Origin of the sequence: Altererythrobacter sp. C41 (assembly GCF_016803135.1) — a bacterium.
Classification (GTDB): Bacteria; Pseudomonadota; Alphaproteobacteria; order Sphingomonadales; family Sphingomonadaceae; genus Pelagerythrobacter.
This window is the reverse complement of record NZ_JAEVFE010000002.1, coordinates 143,355-169,556: the sequence shown is the minus strand read 5'-3', so window position 1 is coordinate 169,556 and position 26,202 is coordinate 143,355. Positions and strand designations below refer to the sequence as shown.

Annotated in this window: 24 protein-coding genes and 1 tRNA gene; 16 read left to right on the top strand and 9 right to left on the bottom strand. The window is 67.9% G+C overall.

Annotated elements, in window-relative coordinates:
- The gene (locus tag JNO53_RS15450) at positions 1–132 is read left to right on the top strand and encodes a hypothetical protein (RefSeq protein WP_274380861.1); all 132 of its coding nucleotides are present in this window, start codon (positions 1–3) and stop codon (positions 130–132) included.
- Here JNO53_RS15450 and JNO53_RS04710 read toward each other — a convergent pair.
- From JNO53_RS04710 to thrS, 3 genes are read right to left on the bottom strand one after another with little or no spacing between them, the layout of a single operon-like run.
- Positions 121–864, bottom strand: coding sequence for a sulfite exporter TauE/SafE family protein (locus tag JNO53_RS04710; RefSeq protein ID WP_203108196.1), 744 nt, complete (start codon positions 862–864; stop codon positions 121–123). The two genes, JNO53_RS15450 and JNO53_RS04710, sit on opposite strands and share 12 nt — an antisense overlap.
- Complete coding sequence (locus JNO53_RS04705; protein WP_203108194.1) at positions 861–1,325, bottom strand: acetyltransferase; 465 nt, start codon at positions 1,323–1,325, stop codon at positions 861–863. The genes JNO53_RS04710 and JNO53_RS04705 overlap by 4 nt, the downstream gene beginning before the upstream one ends.
- Positions 1,322–3,334 carry a threonine--tRNA ligase gene (gene thrS, locus JNO53_RS04700; protein ID WP_203108192.1) on the bottom strand — a complete coding sequence of 671 codons (2,013 nt, stop codon included), beginning with the start codon at positions 3,332–3,334 and terminating at the stop codon, positions 1,322–1,324. Before thrS ends, JNO53_RS04705 begins: the two co-directional genes overlap by 4 nt.
- Positions 3,335–3,724: 390 nt before the next feature.
- Here thrS and JNO53_RS04695 point away from each other — a divergent pair, with 390 nt between their 5' ends.
- From JNO53_RS04695 to JNO53_RS04660, 8 genes are all read left to right on the top strand, one after another.
- Positions 3,725–3,892 (top strand): hypothetical protein, encoded by a 168-nt coding sequence (locus JNO53_RS04695; protein ID WP_203108190.1) that lies wholly within the window; start codon positions 3,725–3,727, stop codon positions 3,890–3,892.
- On the top strand, positions 3,889–4,497 hold the full coding sequence (locus JNO53_RS04690; RefSeq protein WP_203108188.1) for a hypothetical protein: 609 nt from the start codon (positions 3,889–3,891) through the stop codon (positions 4,495–4,497). Before JNO53_RS04695 ends, JNO53_RS04690 begins: the two co-directional genes overlap by 4 nt.
- Positions 4,494–4,685 (top strand): helix-turn-helix transcriptional regulator, encoded by a 192-nt coding sequence (locus JNO53_RS04685; protein ID WP_203108186.1) that lies wholly within the window; start codon positions 4,494–4,496, stop codon positions 4,683–4,685. The genes JNO53_RS04690 and JNO53_RS04685 overlap by 4 nt, the downstream gene beginning before the upstream one ends.
- A gap of 156 nt (positions 4,686–4,841) precedes the next feature.
- Positions 4,842–5,579, top strand: a complete 738-nt coding sequence (locus tag JNO53_RS04680; protein WP_203108184.1) for an alpha/beta hydrolase — start codon at positions 4,842–4,844, stop codon at positions 5,577–5,579.
- Between the two features lie 16 nt (positions 5,580–5,595).
- On the top strand, positions 5,596–6,450 hold the full coding sequence (locus JNO53_RS04675) for a hypothetical protein (protein ID WP_203108182.1): 855 nt from the start codon (positions 5,596–5,598) through the stop codon (positions 6,448–6,450).
- A complete protein-coding gene (locus JNO53_RS04670) occupies positions 6,447–7,427 on the top strand; it encodes an LLM class flavin-dependent oxidoreductase (protein ID WP_203108180.1) in 981 nt (326 codons plus the stop codon). Before JNO53_RS04675 ends, JNO53_RS04670 begins: the two co-directional genes overlap by 4 nt.
- 139 nt (positions 7,428–7,566) lie before the next feature.
- Positions 7,567–12,288 (top strand): NAD-glutamate dehydrogenase, encoded by a 4,722-nt coding sequence (locus JNO53_RS04665; protein WP_203108178.1) that lies wholly within the window; start codon positions 7,567–7,569, stop codon positions 12,286–12,288.
- A gap of 71 nt (positions 12,289–12,359) precedes the next feature.
- On the top strand, positions 12,360–13,586 hold the full coding sequence (locus tag JNO53_RS04660; RefSeq protein ID WP_203108176.1) for an NAD(P)/FAD-dependent oxidoreductase: 1,227 nt from the start codon (positions 12,360–12,362) through the stop codon (positions 13,584–13,586).
- Here JNO53_RS04660 and queG read toward each other — a convergent pair.
- Positions 13,570–14,631: a tRNA epoxyqueuosine(34) reductase QueG gene (gene queG, locus JNO53_RS04655; RefSeq protein WP_203108174.1), complete on the bottom strand. Its 1,062-nt coding sequence runs from the start codon at positions 14,629–14,631 to the stop codon at positions 13,570–13,572. The two genes, JNO53_RS04660 and queG, sit on opposite strands and share 17 nt — an antisense overlap.
- Positions 14,632–14,675: 44 nt before the next feature.
- Between queG and JNO53_RS04650 the strand changes: the two genes are divergently transcribed.
- The 3 genes from JNO53_RS04650 (at position 14,676) to JNO53_RS04640 (ending at position 18,491) form a co-directional block, all read left to right on the top strand.
- Positions 14,676–15,671, top strand: a complete 996-nt coding sequence (locus JNO53_RS04650) for an ABC transporter ATP-binding protein (protein WP_203108172.1) — start codon at positions 14,676–14,678, stop codon at positions 15,669–15,671.
- The gene (locus tag JNO53_RS04645; protein WP_203108170.1) at positions 15,668–16,900 is read left to right on the top strand and encodes an ABC transporter permease; all 1,233 of its coding nucleotides are present in this window, start codon (positions 15,668–15,670) and stop codon (positions 16,898–16,900) included. The genes JNO53_RS04650 and JNO53_RS04645 overlap by 4 nt, the downstream gene beginning before the upstream one ends.
- Before the next feature lie 253 nt (positions 16,901–17,153).
- Positions 17,154–18,491, top strand: coding sequence for a cytochrome P450 (locus tag JNO53_RS04640; protein WP_203108168.1), 1,338 nt, complete (start codon positions 17,154–17,156; stop codon positions 18,489–18,491).
- Between the two features lie 4 nt (positions 18,492–18,495).
- Here JNO53_RS04640 and JNO53_RS04635 read toward each other — a convergent pair whose 3' ends face one another.
- The 5 genes from JNO53_RS04635 to JNO53_RS04615 form a co-directional block, all read right to left on the bottom strand.
- Positions 18,496–19,128, bottom strand: a complete 633-nt coding sequence (locus JNO53_RS04635) for a PilZ domain-containing protein (RefSeq protein ID WP_203108166.1) — start codon at positions 19,126–19,128, stop codon at positions 18,496–18,498.
- A gap of 153 nt (positions 19,129–19,281) precedes the next feature.
- A complete protein-coding gene (locus JNO53_RS04630; protein WP_203108164.1) occupies positions 19,282–19,755 on the bottom strand; it encodes a nuclear transport factor 2 family protein in 474 nt (157 codons plus the stop codon).
- Between the two features lie 105 nt (positions 19,756–19,860).
- Positions 19,861–19,945, bottom strand: a tRNA-Leu gene (locus JNO53_RS04625).
- 54 nt (positions 19,946–19,999) lie between these two features.
- On the bottom strand, positions 20,000–20,281 hold the full coding sequence (locus tag JNO53_RS04620; RefSeq protein ID WP_119514808.1) for an integration host factor subunit beta: 282 nt from the start codon (positions 20,279–20,281) through the stop codon (positions 20,000–20,002).
- 172 nt (positions 20,282–20,453) lie between these two features.
- Positions 20,454–20,795, bottom strand: coding sequence for a GntR family transcriptional regulator (locus tag JNO53_RS04615; protein WP_203108162.1), 342 nt, complete (start codon positions 20,793–20,795; stop codon positions 20,454–20,456).
- Positions 20,796–21,015: 220 nt separating this feature from the next.
- Between JNO53_RS04615 and JNO53_RS04610 the strand changes: the two genes are divergently transcribed.
- The 4 genes from JNO53_RS04610 (at position 21,016) to JNO53_RS04595 (ending at position 26,197) form a co-directional block, all read left to right on the top strand.
- Positions 21,016–22,848 (top strand): peptide MFS transporter, encoded by a 1,833-nt coding sequence (locus tag JNO53_RS04610; protein WP_203108160.1) that lies wholly within the window; start codon positions 21,016–21,018, stop codon positions 22,846–22,848.
- A 67-nt stretch (positions 22,849–22,915) separates the two neighbouring features.
- Positions 22,916–24,298, top strand: coding sequence for an amidohydrolase (locus JNO53_RS04605; protein WP_203108158.1), 1,383 nt, complete (start codon positions 22,916–22,918; stop codon positions 24,296–24,298).
- Complete coding sequence (locus JNO53_RS04600; RefSeq protein WP_203108156.1) at positions 24,295–25,668, top strand: amidohydrolase family protein; 1,374 nt, start codon at positions 24,295–24,297, stop codon at positions 25,666–25,668. The genes JNO53_RS04605 and JNO53_RS04600 overlap by 4 nt, the downstream gene beginning before the upstream one ends.
- The gene (locus tag JNO53_RS04595) at positions 25,658–26,197 is read left to right on the top strand and encodes an FKBP-type peptidyl-prolyl cis-trans isomerase (protein ID WP_203108154.1); all 540 of its coding nucleotides are present in this window, start codon (positions 25,658–25,660) and stop codon (positions 26,195–26,197) included. The genes JNO53_RS04600 and JNO53_RS04595 overlap by 11 nt, the downstream gene beginning before the upstream one ends.
- Positions 26,198–26,202: the final 5 nt, after the last annotated feature.

The following is a 26,202-nucleotide window of genomic DNA, read 5'->3' as shown; positions in this document are numbered from 1 at the left end:
ATGGCATATGCGATCGCCTTCGCCCGCAGGCACGGACACCGCGCGCTCGATGTGCTGCGGGCGGCCGTGGTGATGGGATGCGCGCTTGCGCTGATCGCGGCCGACGCTGCGCTGCCCGGCTTATCCGTGTAACAGCTTGACCAGCGCGGCGATCGCCGCTGCCGCCAGGACCACGGCCACGAACGTCCGCCACGCGGTATCGCCGATCCGGCCGAATGCGAGGCTGCCCAGCCAGTTGCCGAGCAGCACCACCGGCAGAAGCAGTGCGCCAAGCGCAAGCTGGCGCCAGTGCAGTTCACCGAGAAGCGCGCCCGAGGCAAGCCCGGCGGCCGAAGCGAAGGTGAAGATCAGGATCATCGACGCTTTCGCGGTCGCCCGCGGTATCGCGCGCCCGACGTAGTACGGGACGACTGGTGGCCCCGGCATGCCTGCAAAGCCGGTCAGAAAGCCGCTCGAAAGCCCGGTCAGCGCGGTCGTCGTCCTACCCGGAAGATCGGCCGGGCGAGACGGGAGCAGGATGGCTGCGAAGGCCGAGAGCGCAACCAGTGCGATCAGCAGCCGCGCGAGCGGCGGGGGCGTCGCGGACAGCACCGCCAGCCCCGGAAGCGTCGCGAGAAGAACCAGCCCCGCAATGATCCAGGCCGAACGCTCGGCGTGTTGGCGCAGGCGCCTGAACTCGCTGAGGCCGAGCAGCAGCGAGACGGTGTTGGTCACCAGAACCGCCTCGACCGGCGTAAGTGCCAGCGCGAGCACCGGCACCAGCAGGATCGCCATGCCGAACCCGGTCAGGCCGCGCACGAACGCGGCGCCGAGCCCGCTCGCCAGCGCCACTCCGATCTGCAGCACGGTGAAGTCGGCGATCATCCGTCGCTCGACCCACGGTCGCTGCCTCCGGCATAGCGCAACCGAACCAGCGGATAGGGCCGGCCCTGTGGATCGGTTTCCGATCGTCCGATCCGCACGAACCCCCGCGCCTCGTAGAACGGCAGTGCATTGCTGGCCTGCTCGCTTGCCTCGACCGTCGCGCGTGGCGACAGGGTGAGCGCATGCTCGACCAGGGCCGTGCCATAGCCCCGCCCGTGCACCGCCGGATCGACGAACAGCGCATCGATCTCGTCACCCTCCATCACGAGGAAGCCGAGGACACGTCCTTCGCCATCTTCGGCCAGCCAGAGATCGGCTTGAGGCAGGAACTGCTCCGCCACCATGCGGTCGATCTCGACGCGATCCTCGGGCGTCAGAAAACCATGCGTCGCATCGACCGCCGCGCGCCAGATTTCCAGCGCGCGCGGAACGTCGGCCAGCGATCCCTGGCGGATATTCACCGCAGGTCGGGCGGGGTCGCGGCCTCGTGAAGCATCGCGATCGCCTCGTCGAGCGGCATGACCTGCTGCTGCTGCTCGCCGAGCGTGCGGACCGCGACAGTGCCTTCATCGGCCTCACGCTTGCCGACCACCAGCAGGTGCGGGACTTTGGCCAGACTGTGCTCGCGCACCTTGTAGTTGATCTTCTCGTTGCGAAGATCGGCCTCGACCCGGATCCCGGCCGTTTCGAGCCGGCGCACCGTATCCGCCGCGTAGGCATCGGCATCGGAGACGATCGTCGCCACGACCGCCTGGGTCGGCGCGAGCCATACTGGCAGGCGACCCGCGAAGTGCTCGATCAGGATGCCGATGAAGCGCTCGTAGGACCCGAAGATCGCGCGGTGGAGCATGATCGGGCGATGCTTCTCGCCATCCTCCCCGATATAGCTCGCGTCGAGCCGGTCGGGCAGCACGCGATCGGACTGGATCGTGCCGACCTGCCACACGCGCCCGATCGCGTCGGTCAGGTGCCATTCGAGCTTGGGCGCATAGAACGCACCTTCGCCGGGCAGCTCGCCCCAGCCGTATTCCTCGGTGGCGAAGCCGGCCTTCTCCACCGCATCGCGCAGCTCGGCCTCGGCAATGTCCCAAACTTCGTCGCTGCCGAAGCGCTTTTCCGGCCGCAGCGCGAGCTTGATCTCGTAAGTGAAGCCGAAGTCCTTGTAGACCCGGTCGGCCAGCTCGCAGAACTTGCGCACTTCTTCGACGATCTGGTCCTCGCGGCAGAAGATGTGCGCGTCGTCCTGCGTGAACTGGCGCACGCGCATCAGGCCGTGAAGCGCGCCGTGCGGCTCGTTGCGGTGGCAGCAACCGTTCTCGTAGAGGCGCAGCGGCAGGTCGCGGTAGGACTTGATGCCCTGCTTGAAGACGAGGACGTGCGCCGGGCAGTTCATCGGCTTGAGCGCCATCCAGTCCGCCGCGTCGGAGACCAGCGGGCCCTCGTCCTCGACGTTCGGCACCTCGTCGGGAATGACAAACATGTTCTCGCGGTACTTGCCCCAGTGGCCGGACTGCTCCCATTGGCGGGCGTCCATCACCTGCGGCGTCTTGATCTCACGGTAGCCGGCGCCGTCGATCGCGCGGCGCATGTAAGCCTCGAGCTCGCGCCACACGCGGTAGCCCTGCGGGTGCCAGAAGACGCTGCCGTGCGCTTCTTCCTGTAAGTGGAACAGGTCCATCTCGCGGCCCAGCTTGCGGTGGTCGCGCTTGGCGGCTTCCTCCAGCCGGTGGAGATGCGCGTCGAGCTGCTTCTTGTTGAGCCAGCCGGTTCCGTAGATGCGCGTAAGCTGCGCGTTGCGCTGGTCGCCGCGCCAGTAGGCGCCCGCGACGCGCATCAGCTTGAAGGCCTGCGGATCGAGCTTGCCGGTGCTGGCGAGGTGCGGACCGCGGCACATGTCGAGCCAGGAACCTTCTTGGTGAGGGGGGCCCGACCAGTAGACCGTCAGTTCCTCATCCTCGGGCAGCTCCTTCGCCCATTCGGCCTTGAAGGTCTCGCCTTCGGCTTCCCACTTCTCGATCAGCGCCTGGCGGCTCCAGACCTCGCGCCGCAACGGTTTGTCGGCGCGGATGATCTCGCGCATCTTCTCCTCGATCGCCGGCAGGTCGTCCATCGAGAAGGGGTCGCGCGTGTCGGGCGCCTTCACGTCGTAGTAAAAGCCGTCCTCGGTCGCCGGGCCGAACGTGATCTGCGTTCCGGGCCACAGCGCCTGCACCGCCTCCGCCAGCACGTGGGCGTAATCGTGACGGACCAGTTCGAGCGCGTCTTCCTCGTCGCGCGCGGTGATCAGCGCTAGCTCCGCGTCGCCTTCGAAGGGGCGCATGATGTCCCGCACTTCGCCGTCTATCCGCGCAGCGAGCGCGGCCTTGGCCAACCCCGGGCCGATCGCGGCGGCGATATCGGCCGGCGTGGTCCCGGGCTCGACCTCGCGCACCGAACCGTCGGGCAGGCTGATCTTGAGCAGTTCCGTCATCGTTTCGTACCGTTCCTTTGGCGCGGCGCTATCGGCGGCGCCCAGTTGAGGGCGCCATGGCACAGCGCGCCCCGCGCTTGAAGAGCGGCGTTGATGTTGATCACGATTTCAGGAGGAACGCCGCACCGCCCGAAACCGGGCGGCGACAGATCGCGTCAGACCGCGACCGACCGCCCCCGGAGGGCCCGGGTGGTGGTAGTCGTGGCCGTGATCGGCAGCGCGTTCATGGCGGCCGAGATACCCGCGAAGGGTTAACGGTTCAAGTCCTCGCTGGCGTGCAAGTGTACCGGCTGCCGCTATGGCAAGCTTGCACGCCATATTGTCGTGGACGCTTGACATTCGGCACAGCAGTGTCTAGGTTGCTTTACATTCTAGCAACGGAGCTTGACCATGACCACTTTACGACCGTACCTCTGGGCCCTTGCGGTGATCGCCGTCGGGATTCTCAACATTCTCGATGTCCTGCCCGACTGGACCACCATCGCCGCCGTTCTGACGCTCCCATTCATGGCCGCGACGACGGGCAATCGGTGCGGCAGTACCGGAAACGCCGGATGACCGCCCAAGGCACCCAGCGCGGCGGCCGCGCGCGCTGGTTCTGGGCGGGGCTGATGTTCGCCTCCTTCGGCGTGATCGCCGCGCTTAGGATCACCGATGCGATCGGAGAGGCCACCGGGTTCATCCTGATGGCATGTGCCATGCTGCTGATCGTTCCGCTCACCCGCGCCGGCCTGGCGCACCAGCGGACCACCGGACACCTCAGCCCCGCCGTGGCGCGCTACACGCGCCGTTTCATGATTGCCTCGCTGGGATACATGCTCGGCCTCGGTATCGCGATCACGCTCAGCGAACGAATGGAACTCTCGGGCGTGGGCGCCTTCGCGATCGCCCTGCTACCGGTGCTGCCGATCTTCGCGATGATCTGGACCATGGCCCGCTATCTGATCGAGGAGGACGACGAGTTCCTGCGCCACCGCGCGACCATAGCTTCGCTGGCCGGTCTGGGTCTTGTGCTCGCAGCAGGCAGTTTCTGGGGCTTTCTCGAGACTTTCGGCGTCGTACCGCATGTCGACGCCTGGTGGACCTTCCCCGTCTGGGCCGTCGGTATGGGAATCGCACAGTGCTGGATGAGCTGGCGCGACCGGGCCGGGACCGAATCATGAAGAACCGCCTCAAGGTCCTGCGGGCCGAGCGCAACTGGAGCCAGCAGGATCTCGCGCAGCGTCTCGAGGTCTCCCGCCAGAGCGTGAATGCGATCGAAACCGGCCGCTACGATCCCTCCCTGCCGCTCGCGTTCCGCATCGCGGCATTGTTCGACATGCCGATCGAAGCTATATTCGCGCCGGATTGAGAGGGCGCCATGATGCGTATCGCCACATTGCTGCTCGCCTGTCTCGTCCTTTCGGCGTGCGGCGACCGCGCCGAAGAGCCGCCTGCACCTTTCGACGTGCCCGAACTCTATTGATCCGGTTGCCATGCTCCACATCTAGGGGGCATGGCTTCGGAAATGAGCGACATCCAGCATCACGCCATGCCCGACGGGCGCCGCATCGCCTTTCGCCTGCATGACGGCGCGGGCCCGGCAATCGTGTTCCTTCCCGGCTACATGTCCGACATGGCCGGCGGGAAGGCGACCGCGGTGTTCGACTGGGCCCGCCGCAACGGACGCGCCTGCCTGCTGCTCGATTACTCGGGCTGCGGGGAAAGCGACGGCGACTTCGCGGACGGCACTCTCTCGTGCTGGCGGGAGGAAGTGCTCGCCCTGATCGGGACGAAGATTTCGGAACCGGTGATCCTCGCCGGTTCATCGATGGGCGGGTGGCTGATGCTCCTTGCGGGCGAAGCGCTGGGCGGGCGGCTGGCGGGCATCGTCGGTATCGCGGCGGCGCCGGACTTCTCCGACTGGGGCTTCGACGCCGCGCAGAAGGCGGAGCTGCGCGCCGGGCGCACGATCCACGAAGAGAACCCTTACGGCCCCGAGCCGACCCCGACCCATGGCGCGTTCTGGCAGGATGCCGAGGCGCTGCGGGTGCTCGATCGCACGATCGCGATCGATTGCCCCGTGCGCCTGCTCCACGGCCAGCGCGACGCGGACGTGCCGTGGGACGTGAGCCTGCGCACCGCTGAGGCCCTGCGTTCCGACGATGTACAGGTGACGCTGATAAAGGACGGGGACCACCGTCTGTCCCGCGAGCAGGATATCGCGCTGCTGTTGCAAACGGTCGCCTCGTTTCCCGCCGAATGATCGGATCCCGCATCTCATGACCCCACTCATCGTTCTCCTCCTGCAAGTCGGTCCCATGCCGACCACCGAGCCGATTTCGCCGATTCCCGACGAGCTCTACGAACAGCGCGAGCGCACGCGCGCCCGGCAGAACGCCTATGTCGAGGTTCTTCCGCCGACGAGCCGGTTAGCCCAGTGCCTCACCCGCACGCGGCAGGATCCGGGCGGTGCGGCGAGCGAGGCGGAGGCCTGGCTGGCCGCGGCGAGCGGCGGGGAACGCGGCGATGCGGCGCAGTGCCTCGGCGTGGCGCAGGCCCAGCTTGGCCAGCAGGGCGAAGCGGCAGAAACCTTCCTGCTGGCACGCGATGCCACGCCGGGCGCAGACCACCGTGCGCGCGCCCTGCGCGGCGGGCTTGCAGGCGGCGCTCTGCTGGCCCAGGGCGACCCCGCGGGCGCGCTCGCCCTCCTCGACGCGGCACGGGTCGACGCACAAGCCGCAGGCGGCGAGGGGGCTGCCGGACAGGACGCCATTCTCGGCCAGATCGCGATCGACCGCGCGATTGCGCTGGTGGCGCTCGATCGCGTCGACGAAGCCGGAGCCGCGCTCGACACGGCGCGCGCGGCGCTGCCCGAGAATGCCCAGGCCTGGCTGCTGTCGGCGACCCTCTCTCGGCGGATCGGGAACCTCGATGAGGCGCAAGCGAGGATCGAGCGTGCGGCCATACTCGCGCCGCTCGACGCGGCCGTGGGGCTCGAAGCCGGCGTCATAGCCGCCATGTCCGGCCGCGACGACGCCGCGCGCAAGAGCTGGCGCTCGGTGATCGACGCCGCGCCCAGCAGCGAAGCGGCTGCGACCGCACAGACCTATCTCGACCAGTTGGATACGCCATGACCGATTTTGCCGTTCTCGATCTCGTTCCGGTGCGCGAAGGCGGAACGCTGGAGGAGGCCTATGCCGCCACCGCCGACCTGGCCCGCGCGGCCGAGGCGGCCGGATGCAAGCGGTTCTGGATTGCCGAGCATCACGCGATGGAGGGTATCGCCGGCGGCGCCACCTCGGTCGTGATCGCCCATGTCGGACATGCGACCTCGACCATCCGCATCGGCGCGGGCGGCATCATGCTGCCCAACCACAACCCGTTCGTGATCGCCGAGCAGTTCGGTACGCTCGCGGCGCTGTTTCCGGGGCGGGTGGATCTCGGGCTGGGCCGCGCACCCGGCGCCGGGCCGGAGCTGCAGCGCGCGCTGCGCAAGGACCTGCACCGCGCGGCCGAGCTCTTCCCGCAGGACGTGATAGAGCTGCGCGCACTGCTGACGGGCGATCCCGAAGTGGCGATCAAAGCGACGCCGGGGTTCGGCGCGCAGGTGGATCTGTGGATGCTTGGATCGAGCCTGTTCGGTGCACAGCTCGCCGCGCGGCTCGGCCTGCCATATGCCTTCGCCAGCCATTTCGCGCCGACTCATCTCGACGCCGCACTGGAACTCTATCGCCGCGACTTCCGCCCGTCCGAAGCGCTCGATCGGCCCCACGTCATGGCCGCGATGACGGTGTTCGTCGCCGAGAGCGAGGAAGAGGCCGAACTGATCGCGTCTTCCCAGGCGCAGAGCTTCGTGCGGCTGCGCACGGGCAACCCCGGGCGTCTCCCGCCGCCGGTGCCCGGATACCGCGACAGCCTGCCCCCGCAGGCGCGCGCCATCCTCGATCACATCGGGGAAGCGTCCGCGATCGGAACGCCCGAGCAGGCCAAGGCCAAGATCGAGGCGTTCGTGGCCCGTACCGGCGCCGACGAGATCATGATGTCGGGCGCCACGTACGACCCGGCAGCGCGTGTGAGATCGCTCGAACTGCTGGGCGATCTCATGCGTTAGCCGAGGACGCGCGCCTTGTGGTAAAGGGGCTGCCCGAGCTGGCTTGCGGCGCGAACGATTTGGGCGTAGGCGCGCAATATTATTGCCGCACGTTGCGGCATGCAGTGGCCGGGCACAGATGCCCGATGGAGCGATTTCGATGGGTTCCAACGCAGCCGCGTCTTCCGACACACCCCGCCGCCGGCTGGCCGACAATTCTGCCCTGACGGAGGCGCTGACCGCGCGAATTTGCGAGTCGCTGCTGCCCGGCGATACGCCGTTCGCGACCGACAAGGTGCGCGAAGCCGCCGCCTTCATGCTCACCGCGAGCCGGCGCGCGCCGGGCGAAGTCTCGATCGCGCTTGCCTCGGCCACCGACGGGCGCCGCTTCATGCGCATTGCGCTGATCAACGACGACATGCCGTTCCTGGTCGACTCGGTCGCCGCGACGATCGCGGCGCAAGGCCTCGCAATCGACCGGCTGGTGCACCCGGTGGTCCATGTCCGCCGCGATGCCGAAGGCGCGCTGAAGGAAATCGCGGGCGAGCGGGGGGACGACACCCACCGCGAGTCGATGATCTACGTCGAAACGGTGCGCATCGACGCGCGCCAGCGCCGCGAACTGGAACGTGCGCTGCGCGTGACGCTGACCGACGTCCGCGCCGCCGTGGCAGACTGGCCGAAAATGCGCGAAGCCATGCGCGCCGACGCCGCCCGGATCGAGGATGCCGAGGGCGCCGACCTCCTGCGCTGGCTCGAAAGCGGCATGCTGACTCAGCTCGGCCATGTCACCCGCTATCGCGACGGCAGCCATTCCGACTTGCTCGGCATCTGCCGCAAGAGCGCCAAGCAGATCCTCGCCGATGCCTCCTACGAACGCGCGTTCGAATGGTTCGGCGCGGCCGACGACGGGCGTGAGCTGCTCATCATCAAGGCCAACCGGGTTTCCAACGTTCACCGCCGCGTGCCGCTCGACCTGTTCATCGTGCCGCTGCGCGAGAACGGAAAGCTCGTGGCGCTTTCGATTCACGCCGGCGTCTGGACCAGCGCGGCGCTTGCCGCTGCGCCCACTCAGGTTCCGCGGCTGCGCGAGCGGGTGAGCGAGTTGATGGAGAAGTTCGACTTCGACGCCGCCGGCCACGCCGGCAAGGCGCTGGTTCACGCCCTGACCGCGCTGCCGCACGATCTCGTGATCGGTTTCCCGGACCAGGATATCGAGCGTGTCGCAACCGCGATGATGAGCCTCGTCGACCGTCCTCGCCCGCGCCTCGCGCTGGTCGAGGCGCCGCTCGCCCGGCATCTCTTCGCCTTCGTATGGATGCCGCGCGACATGCTCGCGACCCAGGTGCGGCTGCGCATCCAGGAACTGCTCGAGGAAGGCGCGGGCGCGACCCTGATCGACTGGAGCCTGCAGGTCGAAGGCGGCAATCTCGCCATGCTGCGCTTCGTCCTCGACTTGCGCGGCGGCGAAGTCGCGACGCCCGAGCGGGAGCTCGAGACGCGTCTCCAGATCATGCTGCGCGGCTGGGCCGAAGCGGTCGAGAGTGAGCTCGCCCAACAGATGGAAGCCGGTCGTGCCGCCGCGGTCGCGACCCGCTTCGCCGAGGCGTTTCCCCAGCCGTATCGCAACAAGTACGGTGCGGCCGAGGCCGCGCGCGATATCGCGCGCATGCGGCACCTTTCGGTGACCGACGCCGACGCGCCGGGCGGAACCGCCGCGCAGCGCGATGCGCGCCTCTACACGCTCGACGGCGATACAGAGGGACACCTGCGGCTCAAGATCTACGAGCACGAAGGTGCGCTGCCGCTGTCCGACGCCGTGCCCGCGCTGGAGAACTTCGGCTTCCGCGTGCTCGCCGAGATCCCGACCCCGCTCGACGAGGGGCGGCTGGGCACGATCCACGATTTCACGCTGGCATTGCCGGAAGGCGACACCGCCGCGCCGCTGCTCGCGCGTGCGGACGCGATCGAACAGGCGATCGCCGCCGTGCTCAACGGCCGCGCGGAGGACGATCCGTTCAACCGCCTCGTGATCGGCGCCGGGCTGGGTGCCGATGAGGCGAACCTGCTGCGCGCGTTCTATCGCTATCTGCGGCAGGCGGGCGTCAGCTTCACGATCTACACTGTGGTCGACGCGCTCGACCGGGCGCCCACGGTCACTCGCGCGATCGCGAGACTCTTCGCCGCGCGCCACGACCCTGCGTTCGGCGGAGACCGCGAAGTCGCGGAGAAGGACGCGGCCGCCGCGATCAAACAGGGCCTCGCGAACGTTGCCGCGATCAACGACGACCGCCTGCTGCGTCTCTACGACGCGCTCGTGCGCGCGATCCTGCGCACCAATGCCTTCGCCCCCGCGGCGCAGGAAGCGCTGGCATTCAAGATCGATTCGGCGCTCGTTCCGGCGCTGCCCAAGCCGATTCCGTGGCGCGAGATCTTCGTCTACTCGCGCCGGGTCGAAGGCATCCACCTTCGCTCAGGGCCGATCGCCCGCGGCGGCCTGCGCTGGTCGGACCGGCGCGACGACTTCCGCACCGAGATTCTCGGCCTGATGAAGGCGCAGCGGGTCAAGAACGCGGTCATCGTGCCCACCGGCGCCAAGGGCGGATTCTACCCCAAACAGCTCCCTCCGCCCGACAAGGACCGCGCCGCATGGGCCGCGGAAGGCCAGGCAAGCTACGAAATCTTCATCCGCACGCTGCTGTCGGTGACCGACAACATCGTTGGCGACAAGGTGATCCATCCCGAAGCGGTCGTCGTCCGAGACGGGGACGATCCCTACTTCGTGGTCGCCGCCGACAAGGGCACGGCGCGCTTCTCCGACGTCGCCAATGCGATCGCCCAAAAGCGGGACTTCTGGCTAGGCGACGCCTTCGCCAGCGGCGGCTCGAACGGTTACGACCACAAGGCGATGGGCATCACCGCACGCGGCGCCTGGGTCTCGGTCCAGCGGCACTTCCGTGAAATGGGCATCGACGTGCAGAGCGAGCCTGTGCGGGTCGCAGGCTGCGGGGACATGTCGGGCGACGTGTTCGGCAACGGCATGCTGCTGTCCAAGTCGATCAAACTCGTGGCCGCGTTCGACCACCGCCACATCTTCATCGATCCCGATCCCGACCCGGCCGCGAGCTGGAAGGAGCGCAAGCGCTTGTTCGATCTGCCGGCTTCGAGCTGGGAGGATTACGACAAGGCGCTGATCTCGAAGGGCGGTGGCGTCTTCTCGCGCTCGATGAAGCGCATCCCGCTTTCGGCGGCGATACGCAAGCTGCTCGAGGTCGACGAAAAGGAGCTCGAGCCTGAGGCGCTGATCTCGGCGATCCTCAAGGCCGAGGTCGATCTCATATGGTTCGGCGGCATCGGCACTTACGTGAAGAGCAGCCTCGAGAACAACGTTCAGGTGGGCGACCCCTCCAACGACGGCTTGCGTGTTAACGGCGCCGAAGTGCGGGCCAAGGTCATCGGCGAGGGTGCCAACCTCGGCACGACGCAGGCGGGGCGGATCGAATTCGCACTCCGCGGAGGCCGGATCAATACCGACTTCATCGATAACGCCGCAGGCGTGAATTGCTCGGATAACGAGGTCAACATCAAGATCGCGCTCGCTGCGGCGGTGCGAACGGGCAAATTGTCCACGAAGAAGCGCAATGCCCTGCTCGAATCGATGACCGACGAAGTCGCCAGTCTCGTGCTGGAGAGCAATCGGCTTCAGGCGCTGGCACTGTCGATCGCCGAAGCTGGCGGGGCGCCCGCTGTCGCCACTCAGTTGCAGTTGATCGAGGCCTTGGAAGACCGGGGCGCACTCGACCGGCAGACCGAAGGTCTGGCCACGGACGAAAGCCTGGCCCGGCGCGCGGGCGAAGGCATCGGTTTGACACGGCCGGAACTCGCCGTGCTCCTGTCGTCCACGAAGCTGGTTCTACAGGATGCGATCGAGCAGACGTCGCTGCCCGACGACCCCAGTCTCACCGATTTGCTGTTCGACTATTTCCCGTCGGCCATGCGCAAGACCTACAAGCGCCAAATCGAGGGTCACCAGTTGCGCCGCGAGATCATCGCGACTTCGCTCGCCAACCTGTTCGTCAACCGGATGGGGCTCGTTCATCCCTTCGAACTGTCGGAGGAAGAAGGCGTCGGCCTCGCCGACGTCACCGCATCCTTCGTCGTGGCCGCCAAGCTGTTCAACGTCGGCGCGTTGTGGGCGGAGCTGGAAACGGCGAGCATGCCCGAAGACGCGCGGCTCTACCTGTTCCGCCACACCGCAGGCGCGTTGCGGAGCCAGATGGCTGATCTCATCCGGGTCGGCGCCAGCACCTTGCCGCCGAGCGAACTGATCGAAAGCCTGCAGAAGCGCGTCGCGCAGCTCTCCACCGGCACCGACGAATTGCTGACCGAGGCGTCGCGCAGGCAATCGGACAGGCTCAAGGCCGAATTCGTCGAAATGGGCGCTCCGGAAAAACTCGCCGGGCAGGTCACGCATCTCTACGATCTCGACGGTGCGATCGGTCTCGCGTCGCTGTCCCGAACCGCCGATATCGACGCGCGCGCGCTGACCGCGGCGTTCACCGATCTGGGCGCGCGCATCGGTCTCGACTGGGCGCAGAGCACTTCGGCTCTGATGAACCCGTCGGACGTCTGGGAACGGCTGCTCGTGGCGGGTCTTTCGCGCGATTTCCAGCAGATGCGGCTCGACTTCCTGCGTCGGCTTTCGCGCCGCAAAGGGATCAAGAACGATCCGCTCGGCGCGGTCGCCAACTGGGCGGACGAGCATTCTGGGGCGATCCGGCAGTTCCGTTCCATGATTGGGCGAGCTCAGACGCTGGGCGAGGTCTCCCCCGCGATGCTGGCCCAGATCGCGAGCCAGGCGCGCAATTTGCTCGGGCGTTAGCCGGGATCCGTCTCCGCATACCCCCAGGCGAGGGTTGACCCGGCAGCGTATTTGCCCAAATCCCGCCGGGCATGGAACGCGCTGACATAGTGATCGTCGGTACGGGGCATGGCGGCGCGCAAGCCGCCATTGCCCTGCGCCAGAACGGATTTGCCGGCTCGATCGCGATGATCGGGCGCGACAGCGAAACGCCGTACGAACGGCCGCCGCTGTCGAAGGAGTACCTCGCCGGCGAGAAGCCGTTCGAGCGGATCTGCATCCGCCCGCCGCAATTCTGGGCCGACAAGGACATCGCACTGCACCTGCGTACCGCTGTCGTAGCGGTCGACGCCGCGGCGCACGAGATCGTGCTCTCCGACGAAAGCCGTGTCGGTTACGGCCAACTCATCTGGGCGGCCGGCGGCGATCCGCGGCGGCTCTCCTGCCCGGGCGCCGATCTCGCCGGCGTCCACTCGGTCCGCACCCGCGCCGACGTCGACCGGATGATGGCGGAACTGGAGGCAGGGGCGCGCCGCGCGGTGGTGGTCGGCGGCGGCTACATCGGGCTCGAGGCGGCAGCCGTGCTGCGCAAGCTCGGCTGCGAGGTGACGCTGGTCGAAGCGCTGCCGCGCGTCCTCGCGCGCGTCGCGGGGGAGGAGCTTTCGCGCTTCTACGAAAAGGAGCACCGCGCGCACGGCGTGGACGTGCGCCTCGAAGCGGCGGTCGACCGGATCGAGGGTGACGGCGAACGGGTGACCGGGGTGGCTCTCGGGAGCGGCGAGGTCATTCCCGCAGACCTGGTGGTGGTCGGGATCGGGATCGTGCCCTCGGTCGGACCGCTGATCGCCGCAGGTGCGGCAGGTGCGAACGGCGTCGACGTGGACGAACTGTGCCGTACCTCGCTGCCCGACATCTATGCCATCGGCGACTGCGCCGCGCATGCCAATCGCTATGCCGCTGGCGCCGTGATCCGGCTCGAATCGGTCCAGAACGCCAACGACATGGCGACCACCGCGGCTAAGGCGATCTGCGGCAATCCGCAGCCCTACGACGCCGTGCCGTGGTTCTGGTCGAACCAGTACGATCTGCGCCTGCAGACCGTCGGCCTCTCGATCGATCACGACGAGACGGTGCTGCGCGGCGACCCGGCGGAGCGCAAGTTCTCGATCGTCTATCTCAAGGAAGGCCGTGTGATCGCGCTCGACTGCGTCAACGCGACCAAGGACTACGTCCAAGGGCGCAAGCTGGTCGAAGCGGGCACCAAGCCCGAGCGCGAGGCACTTGCCGACACCGAGATTTCGCTCAAGGCGCTGGTCTGAGTTCAGCCAGCGCCCATTCCGCGGCTTCGGCGACGACGGGATCGGGATCGCCGGTCAACTCGGCAACCTGATCGATCAATCCGACATCCCCGCTGTTGCCGGCCGCGATCAGGCAGTTGCGCACGAAGCGGTCGCGCCCGATGCGCTTGATCGGCGAGCCCGAGAAGAGCTGGCGGAATCCGGCATCGTCGAGCGCAAGCAGTTCGGCGAGCCGCGGCGCCATCAGTTCGGCGCGCGGCAGAAAGGCGAGATTGCGTGCGGCGGCATCGGCAAACTTGTTCCACGGGCACACCGCCAGGCAATCGTCGCAGCCGTAGATGCGGTTGCCCAGCGGCTTGCGGAACTCGTGCGGAATCGGCCCCTTGTGCTCGATGGTGAGGTACGAAATGCACCTGCGCGCATCGAGCCGGTAAGGCTCCGGGAAGGCCGCGGTGGGGCAGGCATCCTGGCAGGCGCGGCAGGAGCCGCAGCGGTCGGAGTGCGGCGCGTCGGGCGCGAGGTCCACGGTGGTGTAAATCGCGGCGAGGAACAGCCAGTTGCCGTGCTCGCGGCTGACGAGATTGGTGTGCTTGCCTTGCCAGCCGAGCCCGGCCATCTGCCCGAGCGGCTTTTCCATCACCGGCGCGGTATCGACGAAGACCTTGAGCTCCGCCCCCGGCTCGCGCGCCACCAGCCATCGCGCAAGCGCCTTGGCCGCCTTCTTGACCGTGTCGTGATAGTCGCGCCCCTGCGCATAGACCGAGATTCGCGCGCGATCATGCGCCTCTGCCAACGCCAGCGGGTCGTCTTCCGGCGCGTAACTCATGCCGAGGGCGATCACGCTCTTCGCCTCGGGCCACATCGACTGCGGCCCCTGCCGCACCTCGGCGCGATCCTCCATCCAGCCCATCGAACCGTGATGTCCGGCCGCGATCCATTCGGAGAGCCGCCGCGCGCGCAGCGGATCGTCCACGGCCGGCGCGATGCCGACCGCGACGAAGCCCAGCCGCTGGGCCTCGGCAATCAGGTCCTCGCGCAGCGGGTCGTTTTCTCGCGCGTCGGCCACGCTTTGACTTGCTCCTGCATAGGCCCGGACGCTACCTGCCGGGCATGGACACCGCGCTAGGCGATCCGCTCACGGCGAGCAACGATACCGCGGGGGCCCGCCGGCCGCCGGCGATCGAGGCCCGCGGCCTGGTCAAGCGGTTCGAGGGCACCACCGCGGTCGACGGGATCGACCTGACCGTGCCCGAAGGCGCGATCTACGGCATTCTCGGCCCCAATGGCGCGGGCAAGACGACGACGCTGCGCATGCTGCTGGGGATCATCGACCCGGACGAGGGCGTGCGCCGCGTGCTCGGCCGCGACGATCCGCACGACATCGCGCGGCTGATCGGCTACCTGCCCGAGGAGCGCGGGCTCTATCCGGCGATGAAAGCGGTCGAGGCGATCGCCTTCATGGGCGCGCTGCGCGGCGTGCCACTCGCCGAAGGGCGCCGCCGCGGGCGCGAGCTGCTCGACGGTCACGGCCTCGGCCATGCCGCCGACAAGCAGATCCGCCAGCTTTCGAAAGGCATGGCGCAGACCGTCCAGCTCCTCGGCACGCTGGTCCACCGCCCACGGCTGGTCGTCCTCGACGAGCCGTTTTCCGGTCTCGACGCGATCAACCAGGGCAAGCTGGAGGCCCTGATCCGCAATCTCGCGGCAGAGGGCACGACGGTAATCTTCTCGACCCACGTGATCGCCCACGCCGAGCGCCTGTGCGAGCAAGTGGCGATCATCGCCGCCGGCAAGGTCCCCTACGCCGGATCGGTCGACGCCGCGCGCGACCGCATCCCGGCGCAGGTCCGCCTGGAAACCCGCGCGCGCGAAGGCCGCTGGCGCGACGCGCTCCCCGCCGACGCGCGGCGCGAGGGCGATTACTGGTACTTTGCCCTGCCCGAAACGGGCATCGAGCCGCTGCTGCGCGCGCTGATCGAAGGCGAGGCGGGCATCCTGTCGCTCTCGATCGAGCGCGCCGGGCTGCACGACGCCTTCGTCGACATCGCCGGCGAGGCCGCGGCGCGCGCGCTGGCAGAGCAGAGCCCGGCGGAGGCCGTGCAATGAGCCCGGCCGATTCGCGGAAGAAAGCGCGTCTTCCGCTGGCCCGCGCGGCTTTCGTGGTCGCGCGGCGCGACTTCACCGCGATCCTGTTCAGCAAGTCGTTCCTGTTCTTCCTGCTCGGCCCGCTGTTCTTCCTCGCGATCGGCGGGGTCGCCAGCCTGCTGAGCTCGCAGGCGATCCGTAGCGCCGACAACCCGCGGCTGGCCGTGGCGATGGCGCCTGCGGACTCGGCGGCCTTCACCGCGGCGCATGCGCATCTCGCCGATCTCGTCGACCTGCCCGAGATCGAGACGGTCGAACCCGGCACAGCGGACGACGCCGGCGTGCTGCTCGGCGACAGCGAGCGGAACCTCGGCGCGGTGCTGAGCGGCACCCTGGCCGCCCCGCGCCTGAGCGGAACGGAGGACCGTATCGAACGCTGGCGGGGGCCGGTCGCGCTGGTCGCGGCCGAAGCCCGGTCTGCGGGCGCGGCAGACTATCCGCAAGTCGCGCTCGTGCCGACGGCGACGAGCGTGGCGCAGGAACGCAGCGCCAACGCTGCCACCGCCTCGGCCGCCGTGACGCTGCTGTTCCTCCTCTCGATGCTGCTGGCGGGCATGGTCATGTCCAACCTTGTCGAGGAGAAGGCCAACAAGATCATCGAGATCCTCGCCGCCGCCGTGCCGATGGACGCGGTCTTCTTCGGCAAGCTGTTCGCGATGCTCGCGCTGAGCTTCGTCGGCATCGCGGTGTGGGGCGGCGTCGGCGGCGCGATCGCGCTCGCCGGCAACCTGCTGGAGCAGATGCCGGCGCCGGCGATCGGCTGGCCGGCCTTTGCCGTGCTGTTCCTCGTCTATTTCGCGATGGCCTATCTGCTGATCGGCTCGATCTTCCTCGCAATCGGATCGATGGCACCGACGGTGCGCGACGTGCAGACCCTGTCGATGCCGGCGACGATCCTCCAGCTCCTGGTGTTCTTCCTCGCCAGCTACGCGATGACCGACCCGGGATCGCCGGTCGAGCTGTTCGCGATCGCGTTCCCGCTCAGCTCGCCCTACGCGATGATCGCGCGCGCCGCACAGGAACCGGCGCTCTGGCCCCACGCGCTCGCGATCGTCTGGCAGATCGCGGCGGTGGCGCTGTTCGTACGCCTGGGCGCGCGGCTCTTCCGCAAGCGCGTGATGAAGTCGGGACCGGCGCAGGCAAAGAAGCGGCGGTTCTGGCAGCGTGTGGCCGAGCCTGGAGCAAGCTAGGCCGAGATCTACCGTCATCCCAGCGAAAGCTGGGATCGTGTGCACCTAAAGTCCGACAGGCGGCCTGCGATCCCAGCTTTCGCTGGGATGACGGTTTCAAGGCAGAACGCCGTGCTCACGCGGGCTTCGACGGCCCGCCGCAGAGATAAGTCGCAAATCGCAACGCACTATTGACATCCCGGTAAGCAAGGGCAGGATGTCCCGGACGCCACGCAAATGCGCGAAAGACATGCGGGCGGAGGAGAGAGAGCCCATGGCAACGCAGATCGCCCAGCAGCCTGCAACCTATCGCCGTTCGCCGATCGCGGTCGACGCGCTGCGCGCGCACCTCGCCGAGCATCCCGAGGTCAAGTGGACCCACACGCACCCCTATGACGTCAGCCGTAGCGACATCTATTTCGAGGACCGCTGGCAGCCGATCTTCGCCGAGATGCGCGCCAAGGGGCCGCTGCACTGGGTCGACGAAAGCCCGGTAGGACCGTACTGGAACGTCGTCAGCCACAAGGCGATCGGCCATGTCGAGGCGCTGCCCGAGCTGTTCTCCTCGAGCTGGGAACATGGCGGGATAACGATCCTCAACAAGCTGGACGAGGAGCAGCTCGCCGCGCAGGGCCGCGAGCGGTTCGAACTGCCGATGTTCATCGCGATGGACCGGCCCAAGCACACCGGCCAGCGCCGCACCGTCGCCCCCGCCTTCACGCCGGCCGAGATGAAGCGGCTGGACGACGATATCCGCCACCGCACCGGCGAGTTGCTCGATTCGCTGCCGCGCGGCGAAGTGTTCGACTGGGTCGACAAGGTCTCCATCGAGCTCACCACCGGAATGCTCGCGATCCTGTTCGGCTTTCCGTGGGAGGATCGCCGCCTGCTGACCTTCTGGTCCGATTGGGCGGGCGATACCGAACTCGCCATGGTGCGCGATCTCGACGAGCTGCGGCACGAGATTCTGCGCGAGATGGCGGCCTACTTCCAGACGCTCTGGGCCGAGCGGGCGAACAAGGAACCCGGCCCCGACCTGATCTCCATGATGATCCACTCGCCGGCGATGAACCAGATGAGCCCGCAGGAATTCATGGGCAATCTGGTGCTGCTGATCGTCGGCGGCAACGACACCACCCGCAACACGATGAGCGGAATCATCCACGGCTTCGACAAGTTCCCCGACCAGCGCAAGCTGTTCGAGGAGAACCCAGACCTGATCCCCAACGCGGTCCAGGAATGCATCCGCTACCAGACCCCTCTGGCGCACATGCGCCGCACCTGCACCGAAGATACCGAGCTGTTCGGCGAGCAGGTGAAGGCCGGCGACAAGCTGGTGCTGTGGTATCTGTCGGGCAACCGCGACGAGGAAGTGTTCGAGAATCCCGACAAGCTCGACATCACGCGCGAGAACGCCCGGCGGCACCTTGCGTTCGGCTACGGCATCCACCGCTGCGTCGGTGCGCGTCTGGCCGAGCTGCAGCTACGCGTGCTGCTGGAGGAGATGCACAAGCGCCGGCTGCGCGTGCATGTCGCCGGCGATGTCGAGCGGGTGCGTGCGAACTTCGTTCACGGCTTCCGCAAGCTGGAGGTGGAAGTCACCACCTTCTAGCCAGTCACCCCTGCGATTGCCCGGCGAGCAGGCGCGGGCATTGCAGCCGCGCCGCGAGCAGCGCGAATTCGCGCAAGTTGAACGTGGTGTCGAATGTCAGGCCGTAGCGATCGCCATCGCGCCAGCGGACCTTGGCCTCAATCTCGGGCAAGCGGTCGGACATCAGCCATAGCGGCTGGCCGATCGCCAGGAACTGCGCGCATTCGATGCGTGCGCCCTGCTGCGACAGGTTGACGAGATCGGCCTCGACCCGCTCCCCGCCCCACTGGAGATCGAGCGGCAGATCGAGATCGAGCCGCAGCGGCCGCTTGGGATATTCGCCGGTTTCGGCGATCACGTTGCTGACTTCGACCGGGGCGGCGAAACGATAGCCTGAGTCGAGCCCGCGGCTCCACACGCGCTCGATTCCCAGCCGGTCGCCCGTCTGGAGTTCGAGCAGCAGTGGCTCGCCCTCGGGAAGCGGATGGAACCCGCGCAGGCTGACGCCGGTCGCCGAAACGTCGCGGATCACGCACAGGAACTGGCCCTCGGGCGCAATGAGCTTGGCCGAACGGATGAGCAGCGTGAAGCGCGGTGCAGCGCGCTCTTCCGCGATCGGGCCGTCGTTCATCGCAGTGTTGCCTGCCGACTGTTCCATCGTTGCCTTTCGAAAGCAGGGTCCCACGCGAACCGCCGCCCCGCCCGACTGACAGGCCTTTATCGGTAAATGGTTACCACCGGCCTAAGGGTAAAGACGGGGCTAACCACGGGACGGCCGGTCCGGTTCGGAAAGCCGGCGTCGGACCGGCCGTCAGCGCGCGCTTTTCAGAAGTGCGAGCGCCTCGTCCGACCCGTCGAGCACGCGGTTGCGGCGCTCGACGATGCGCCAGCCTTCGGCCGTGCGGCGCAGCAGCCAGCGGTTGATCGAGGCGCGCCAGAGCGAGAAGCCGGCGCCCGCGTTCTCCGCCACGAACGAATAGCCGACGGCCTCGGCGCGATCGCCATCCAGCACGATCTTCGGCAGGGCCGTGTGGTGCATCGATCCGCGCCCGACGAGTTCGCGGTGTCGGTCCATGCTGTAGAGCGAAGCGATCGCTGGCCGCCCCGCCATCGCGCCGACGCCACCGGGTTCGTAGACCCCGTCCTCGGTCCACAGCTCCGCCGCCTCTTCCGCGCAGCCGCTGTCGACCAGGGGGCCGTACGTAGCAAGCAGGCGGAGGATGGCCAGTTCGTCCTCCACGGCACCCAGGCGGGCTTCGAGGGCGTTCAGGCGGTCATCGGTCATGTGGCTCTCCCCAACTCTGGGAGGGGACCATCGCCGGCATGGACCGGGGCGTAACTCACCAAATGGTGGTATGCGCCGAGCGCGGAAACGACGCGGCGGACGATCTGGTGCGGGCGGCGGGACTCGAACCCGCACGAGCAAAGCTCAGGGGATTTTAAGTCCCCGGCGTCTACCATTCCGCCACGCCCGCGCACCGCGGCCGGTTCGGCCGCCATCGGTCACCTCGGCCCCGGCGCGCGGGGCGTCAATCGGTGTTGAGACGCTCGCGCATTTCCTTGCCGGGCTTGAAGTACGGCACCCGCTTGGCCGGCACGTCGACCGGGGCGCCGGTACGCGGGTTGCGTCCGGTCCGGGCCTGCCGCTCGCGGGTGGAGAAGGCGCCGAAACCACGCAGCTCGACCCGGCCGCCTTCCGCCAGGCGCGCGGCGATCTCTTCGAAGAAGATGTCGACCACCTGCTCGACCTCCTCGGCGCGCAGCTCGGGATTGTCCTTGGCCAGAGCCTGCAGCAGTTCGGATCGTATCATTCCTAACCCTCCCGGCCAGCGGCCCGGCTAATCCAGCGGGCGTGCAAGGCCCTGATTTGCAACGCCGCCGTCGCGGCAGCCTAGTGCGACCCTGGGAAATTTCCAATGCCAGATGTGCATCATTCGCGCAATCGCGACGCGAATCCGCGCGTCTTAACAGGGGTGCGCCGCATCAGTTATGCGCGAGAAGCTCCGCCGGATCGATGCCGAGCCGCTTCATGCGGGTCCTGAGCTCGGGCCATTCCGTGGCGAGGAATTGCTCGCGCTCGCTGCGCCGCAGCTTTTCCGCGGCGCCGGGGACGACGTACATCCCGACCCCGCGCTGCACCTCGACCAGACCGTCCGTCTGGAACTGCTGATAGGCCTTGGCGACCGTCAGCGGATTGGCGCCCTGTTCCGCCGCGAAGGCCCGGACGGACGGCAGCATTTCCCCTTCGGCATAGACACCCTCGATGATCGCCGCGGCGATCTGGTCGCGCAACTTGAGATAGACGGGACGGCTCTGCTGGGTCATTGCGTAATCGGTCCTCGCGCGCGGCGGCGCAGCTCAAGGTGCATCAGTGACATAATACAGCGCGGCGCGCAAGGTTCCCGATGTTCGTGCAACCCCCGATGGTTGCAACGGTTTCCCGTGAAACTAGCGCTTCACAAGCCGGATTGAGGCGTTAGTGTGCGCGCCCTGATCGGAGCACGGGATGCTCTGCCAAAAAAATTGATGGGGAGGCCGCAGGCCGATGTCTTTCGAACTCATTATTTTCTGGGGGGCGGTGGTCGTACTCGCGATCTTCCTGCTAGGCGGCACCTATGTCGTGACGCGCCCGCAACCCGAATTCGCCGGTCACCCGAAAGGGCTGTTCCTGCTGTTCCTCGCCGAGATGTGGGAGCGCTTCTCCTACTACGGCATGCGTGCGCTGCTGATCTTCTATCTGGTCCAGCACTGGCTCTTCACCGACAGCGAAGCTTCCGTCATCTACGGCGCCTATACCGCGCTGGTCTACATCACCCCGGTCGTGGGCGGCTATCTGGCGGACAAGTACCTGGGCCAGCGCAAGGCGGTGCTGTTCGGCGCCGTGCTGCTAACATTCGGCCACTTCTTCATGGCATTCGAGGGCGACGGCGCCTCGGGGCAGACCAACCCGATGATCAACGTCTTCTGGCTCGCGCTGGCGCTGATCATCGTCGGCTCGGGCTTCCTGAAAGCCAACATTTCGGTGATCGTCGGCCAGCTCTACGCCCGCACGGACGTGCGCCGCGACGGCGCCTATACGATCTTCTACATGGGCATCAACGTCGGCGCCGCGACCGCCTCGCTGATCTGCGGCTATCTCGGTCAGACCTATGGCTGGGCCTACGGTTTCGGGCTCGCCGGCTTCGGCATGCTGATCGGCCTGATCTTCTTCGTTCTCGGCAAGCCGCTTCTCATGGGGCAGGGCGAGCCGAAGGACCCGCAGTACCTGCGCGAGCGCGCCGGCGGTATCCGCCGCGAGTTCCTGTTCTATGGCGTTGGCCTGGTGATGGTCGCGTTGTGCTGGTTCATGGTCCAGAACCAGGCGCTCGTCGGGGTCCTGCTCGGCACGTTCGGCGCGATCCTGGTCAGCTACGTGCTGTTCGTCGCCACGTTCAGCCTGCCATACGGGAGCTACGCCAAGGCGCCCTCGATCGCCGCAAACGCGTTCATCGCCCTGGCGGCGCTTCTCACCGCTGGCATGTTCCTGGCTTCGTCGGGCACCGGCCTGGGCGAGATCGTAATGCTGGTCGGGGTCGCCGGCCTGATCGCCATCATCATCCAGCAGTGCATCACCCGTGCCGACGAAGTGCGCGACCGCATCCTGGCCGCAATGTTCATGATCATCGTTTCGATCATCTTCTGGGCGCTGTTTGAGCAGGCGGGTTCCTCGCTCAACCTGTTCACCGACCGCCACGTCGACCGCTCGGGCGTTCCGGCTTCGATGTTCCAGTCGGTCAACGCGATCTACATCATCCTGCTTGCACCGGTGTTCGCCACCATCTGGACCGCGCTGGGCCGGCGGGGGCTGGAGCCTTCGACACCATTCAAATTCGGCCTCGGCGTGGTGCAGGTCGGCCTCGGCTTCCTGGTGCTCGTCCTGGGCGCCAATTCGGTCGGCGTCGACGTGCCCACGCCGGTGATCTTCATCTTCCTGATCTACCTGCTGCACACGACCGGCGAGCTTTGCCTGTCGCCGGTGGGGCTCAGCGCGATGAACCGGCTGGCGCCGCGACAGATGGCGAGCCTGATCATGGGCGTGTGGTTCTTCGCCTCCGCCACCGGCAACTACGTCGCCGGTCTGATCGCTTCTGCCACGGGCGCCGAAGGCGTGGGCGAGGAAACCGGCAAGGAAGTGGTGCTCGGCGTCTACTCCACCGTCGGCTGGACGGCGGTCGGCGTCGGTGTGGCCGTGCTCGTCGTCAGCCCACTGATCAAGCGGCTCATGCATCTCGACACCCTTCGCGACGACAATGTCGGCGACGATCTGGAAGGCCAGACCGAGGCGGGCATCGAGGCGCAGGAAGCCGGCATTCACCCGACGACCCGTCCGCGGGGCTGATCGACCGAAACAACCGGGGCGCGGAGCGATCCGCGCCCTTCTTCATCCAGTTCTGGGGGGCATCCGAATGAGAGCAGCCATCCGCGTCCTTCTCGCGGCGACCGCCACGGCGGCGCTGGCCGCGTGCGCAACCACCGAAGGGTCCGGCGATTCCGCGAAGTCCGCGAGCGCCTACGACTATCCCGACACGCCCTATCCCTCGACCTACCAGCCCTACCCGGGCGTGCCGACCGCGCTGGTCGGCGCGACGGTCTATGACGGGGCCGGTGGGCGGATCGACAACGGGACGGTGCTGTTCGCCGACGGCAAGGTCGTCGGCGTAGGCGGCGCGGATCTCGCGATCCCGGCGGGCTACACGCGGATCGACGGCACCGGCAAGTTTGTCACCCCCGGGGTGATCGACATCCACAGCCACCTGGGCGACTATCCGACCCCCTCGGTCGACGCCCATTCGGACGGCAACGAGGCGACCGCCCCGACCACGCCCGAAGTCTGGGCCGAGCATTCGGTCTGGCCGCAGGATCCGGGCTTCACCCGCGCGCTCGCCAACGGCGGCGTCACCTCGCTGCAGATCCTGCCCGGCTCGGCCAACCTGATGGGCGGCCGCTCGGTCACGCTCAAGAACGTGCCGAGCCGCACCGTCCAGGGCATGAAGTTCCCCGGCGCGCCCTACGGCCTCAAGATGGCCTGCGGCGAGAACCCCAAGCGCGTCTACGGCAGCAAGGGCCGCACGCCTTCGACCCGCATGGGCAACTTCGCCGTCAACCGGCAGACCTGGATCGACGCGCACGAATATGCCGCAGGCGACCGGGACGAGCGCGATCTCGGCAAGGAAACGCTCGCCGGCGTGCTCGACGGCGAGATCCTCATCCACAACCACTGCTATCGCGCCGACGAGATGGCGCTGGTGATGGATATGGGCAAGGAGATGGGCTACCGCGTCACGGCCTTCCACCACGCGGTCGAAGCCTACAAGATCGGCGACCTGTTGCGCGAGAACGACGTGTGCAGCGCGATCTGGTCCGACTGGTACGGCTTCAAGATGGAAGCCTACGACGGCATCCCCGAAAACGCCGCGCTGCTCTACCAGGCGGGCGCCTGCGTGGTGATCCACTCCGACAGCGAAAACGGCATCCAGCGGCTCAATCAGGACGCCGCCAAGGCCCAGGCCGCCGGCGCCCGCATGGGCATCCAGATCCCCGATGCGGAAGTGGTCGGCTGGTTCACGCTCAACGCCGCCAAGGCGATGGGGATCGACGACGTGACCGGCAGCCTCGCGGCCGGCAAGATGGCCGACGTGGTGCTGTGGAACGGCGATCCGCTGTCGGTCTATTCACGGCCCGAGAAAGTCTGGATCGACGGCGCGCTGATGTTCGACGCCAACGACCCGCAGCGCCGGCCGGTGAGCGACTTCGAACTCGGCCAGCCCGGTGAAGGAGACGTGAAATGATCGGACGCACGCTTCTCGCCGCCTCCGCCGCTCTGGCTCTCGCAGCACCCGCCGGAGCGCAGGATTTCGCCATCACCAACGCCACCGTCGCGACCGGCGACGGCAGCGCGCCGATCGAGAACGCCACCGTGATCGTACGGGGGGGCAAGGTCGTCGCCGCCGGCGCGAACGTGCAGGTGCCCGCGGGCGTGCCGGTTTCTGACGGAAGCGGTACCTGGGTCACCCCCGGCATCTTCGCCACCGTGACCGATCTCGGCCTGGTAGACGTCGGCGCCGTGGGCGAGAGCAACGACACGGCGGCCCGCAGTTCGCCGTTCAGCGCGGCGCTCGATGTCGCCACCTCGATCAACCGCCGCTCGCAGCATATCCTGGTCAGCCGGGCGGCGGGGATCACGCGCGCTGCGGTCGCGCCGTCCGCCGCCAGCTCGATCTTCGCCGGACAGGGCGCGATGATCGACCTGGGCGACGATCCGCAGGCCATCGACCGCCCGCGTGCGTTCCAGTTCGTCGAGCTCGGCGAAACGGGCGGGCGCCTGGCCGGCGGCAGCCGCACGGCGGCACACACGCTTCTCCGCAACGCGCTGCGCGAAGCCTCGCGCTTCGGCGAGGAATCCGGCCTCGTCGGGGGCCCGAGCCGCCCGGCCGAAGTGAGCACGGGCGACGACATCCCGATCGACCCGCGCCTGGTCGAGAGCGATGCAGAGCGCGCGACCGATGTCCTGCTGACGCGTTTCGACGCCGCGGCCCTGGTGCCGGTGGTGGCGGGCCGCCAGCCGCTCTACGTCCATGTCGAGCGCGCGGCCGACATCCGCTCGGTCCTGGCGCTGCGGCAGGAGTTTCCGCGGCTCGACCTGGTGATCGTCGGCGCCAGCGAGGGCTGGATGGTGGCGGACGAGATCGCTGCTGCAGGCGTTCCGGTGATCGCCGATGCGCTGACGGACCTGCCCGCACGGTTCGAGCAGCTTGCCTCCACCCAGAGCAATATCGGCCGCATGCAGGACGCCGGCGTGAAAGTGGCGATCAATGCCGCCGCGATGGAGCAGCCGCGCTATTTGCCGCACTTCGCGGGCAATCTCGTCGCTCTTGCCTCCATTCCCCGGGCTGCCGGGCTGAGCTGGGGCGAGGCGCTGGCGAGCATCACCTCGATCCCGGCCGAGATCAGCGGTTTCGGCGGCCGGCTCGGCGTGCTGAAGCCCGGCGCGGCCGGCGACGTGGTGGTGTGGGACGGCGACCCGCTCGAAGTGACCTCGGCCCCGGTGCGGGTCTATGTCGACGGCGTCGAACAGCCGCTCGAGAATCACCAGACCGGCCTGCGCAACCGCTACCGCGATCTGGACGAGAGCGAACTGCCGAAGGCCTATGACTGGTAAGGTCCCGCCGCGCCCGGCAGGCGCTTCGGCCACGCTGGGTGCGCTCGGTGCGGCGGCGCTGGCCGTCGCGACCTGCGCGCTCGTCCCCGCGCTCGCGCAGGATCCGGTGCCGGACCGATCACAAGACGCCGCCTGGCACAACGAGCAGCAGGCCGCGCTGGCTCGTCTCAAGCCGGAGGACGGGTGGGGCACCCTGCCCGGCGGCCTGCGCATCCGGCGCGTGTCGGGCGACGGCACCGGACCGCATCCGACGGTCGAGGACACGGTGACCGTCCACTATGCCGGGACGCTGACCGACGGGACGACCTTCGACAGCTCGTGGGACCGCGGCGAGCCGGCAACCTTCCCGCTCGGCAAGCTGATCCCTGCGTGGAAGCTGGCCATCCCCCAGATGGGTGTCGGCGACACGATCGAGATCGCCGCGCCGGCCGATCTCGCCTATGGTCCCAGGGGCAAGGGCCCGATCCCCGGCAATGCGACGCTGCTGTTCAAGATCGAGCTGATCGCGATCGGCGGCGAAACGGGCTGATTGCA

What these genes read in the sequence shown, in the direction of transcription:
- JNO53_RS04690 (WP_203108188.1), top strand. Translation starts at nt 3,889, where the DNA reads ATGACCGCCCAAGGCACCCAGCGCGGCGGCCGCGCGCGCTGGTTCTGG.
- JNO53_RS04670 (WP_203108180.1), top strand. Translation starts at nt 6,447, where the DNA reads ATGACCGATTTTGCCGTTCTCGATCTCGTTCCGGTGCGCGAAGGCGGA.
- JNO53_RS04710 (WP_203108196.1), bottom strand. Translation starts at nt 864, where the DNA reads ATGATCGCCGACTTCACCGTGCTGCAGATCGGAGTGGCGCTGGCGAGC.
- JNO53_RS04615 (WP_203108162.1), bottom strand. Translation starts at nt 20,795, where the DNA reads ATGACCCAGCAGAGCCGTCCCGTCTATCTCAAGTTGCGCGACCAGATC.
- JNO53_RS04660 (WP_203108176.1), top strand. Translation starts at nt 12,360, where the DNA reads ATGGAACGCGCTGACATAGTGATCGTCGGTACGGGGCATGGCGGCGCG.
- thrS (WP_203108192.1), bottom strand. Translation starts at nt 3,334, where the DNA reads ATGACGGAACTGCTCAAGATCAGCCTGCCCGACGGTTCGGTGCGCGAG.
- JNO53_RS04605 (WP_203108158.1), top strand. Translation starts at nt 22,916, where the DNA reads ATGAGAGCAGCCATCCGCGTCCTTCTCGCGGCGACCGCCACGGCGGCG.
- JNO53_RS04645 (WP_203108170.1), top strand. Translation starts at nt 15,668, where the DNA reads ATGAGCCCGGCCGATTCGCGGAAGAAAGCGCGTCTTCCGCTGGCCCGC.
- JNO53_RS04685 (WP_203108186.1), top strand. Translation starts at nt 4,494, where the DNA reads ATGAAGAACCGCCTCAAGGTCCTGCGGGCCGAGCGCAACTGGAGCCAG.
- JNO53_RS04600 (WP_203108156.1), top strand. Translation starts at nt 24,295, where the DNA reads ATGATCGGACGCACGCTTCTCGCCGCCTCCGCCGCTCTGGCTCTCGCA.
- JNO53_RS04650 (WP_203108172.1), top strand. Translation starts at nt 14,676, where the DNA reads ATGGACACCGCGCTAGGCGATCCGCTCACGGCGAGCAACGATACCGCG.
- JNO53_RS04640 (WP_203108168.1), top strand. Translation starts at nt 17,154, where the DNA reads ATGGCAACGCAGATCGCCCAGCAGCCTGCAACCTATCGCCGTTCGCCG.
- JNO53_RS04620 (WP_119514808.1), bottom strand. Translation starts at nt 20,281, where the DNA reads ATGATACGATCCGAACTGCTGCAGGCTCTGGCCAAGGACAATCCCGAG.
- JNO53_RS04675 (WP_203108182.1), top strand. Translation starts at nt 5,596, where the DNA reads ATGACCCCACTCATCGTTCTCCTCCTGCAAGTCGGTCCCATGCCGACC.
- JNO53_RS04610 (WP_203108160.1), top strand. Translation starts at nt 21,016, where the DNA reads ATGTCTTTCGAACTCATTATTTTCTGGGGGGCGGTGGTCGTACTCGCG.
- JNO53_RS04695 (WP_203108190.1), top strand. Translation starts at nt 3,725, where the DNA reads ATGACCACTTTACGACCGTACCTCTGGGCCCTTGCGGTGATCGCCGTC.
- JNO53_RS04680 (WP_203108184.1), top strand. Translation starts at nt 4,842, where the DNA reads ATGAGCGACATCCAGCATCACGCCATGCCCGACGGGCGCCGCATCGCC.
- JNO53_RS04595 (WP_203108154.1), top strand. Translation starts at nt 25,658, where the DNA reads ATGACTGGTAAGGTCCCGCCGCGCCCGGCAGGCGCTTCGGCCACGCTG.
- JNO53_RS04665 (WP_203108178.1), top strand. Translation starts at nt 7,567, where the DNA reads ATGGGTTCCAACGCAGCCGCGTCTTCCGACACACCCCGCCGCCGGCTG.
- JNO53_RS04635 (WP_203108166.1), bottom strand. Translation starts at nt 19,128, where the DNA reads ATGGAACAGTCGGCAGGCAACACTGCGATGAACGACGGCCCGATCGCG.
- JNO53_RS04630 (WP_203108164.1), bottom strand. Translation starts at nt 19,755, where the DNA reads ATGACCGATGACCGCCTGAACGCCCTCGAAGCCCGCCTGGGTGCCGTG.
- JNO53_RS15450 (WP_274380861.1), top strand. Translation starts at nt 1, where the DNA reads ATGGCATATGCGATCGCCTTCGCCCGCAGGCACGGACACCGCGCGCTC.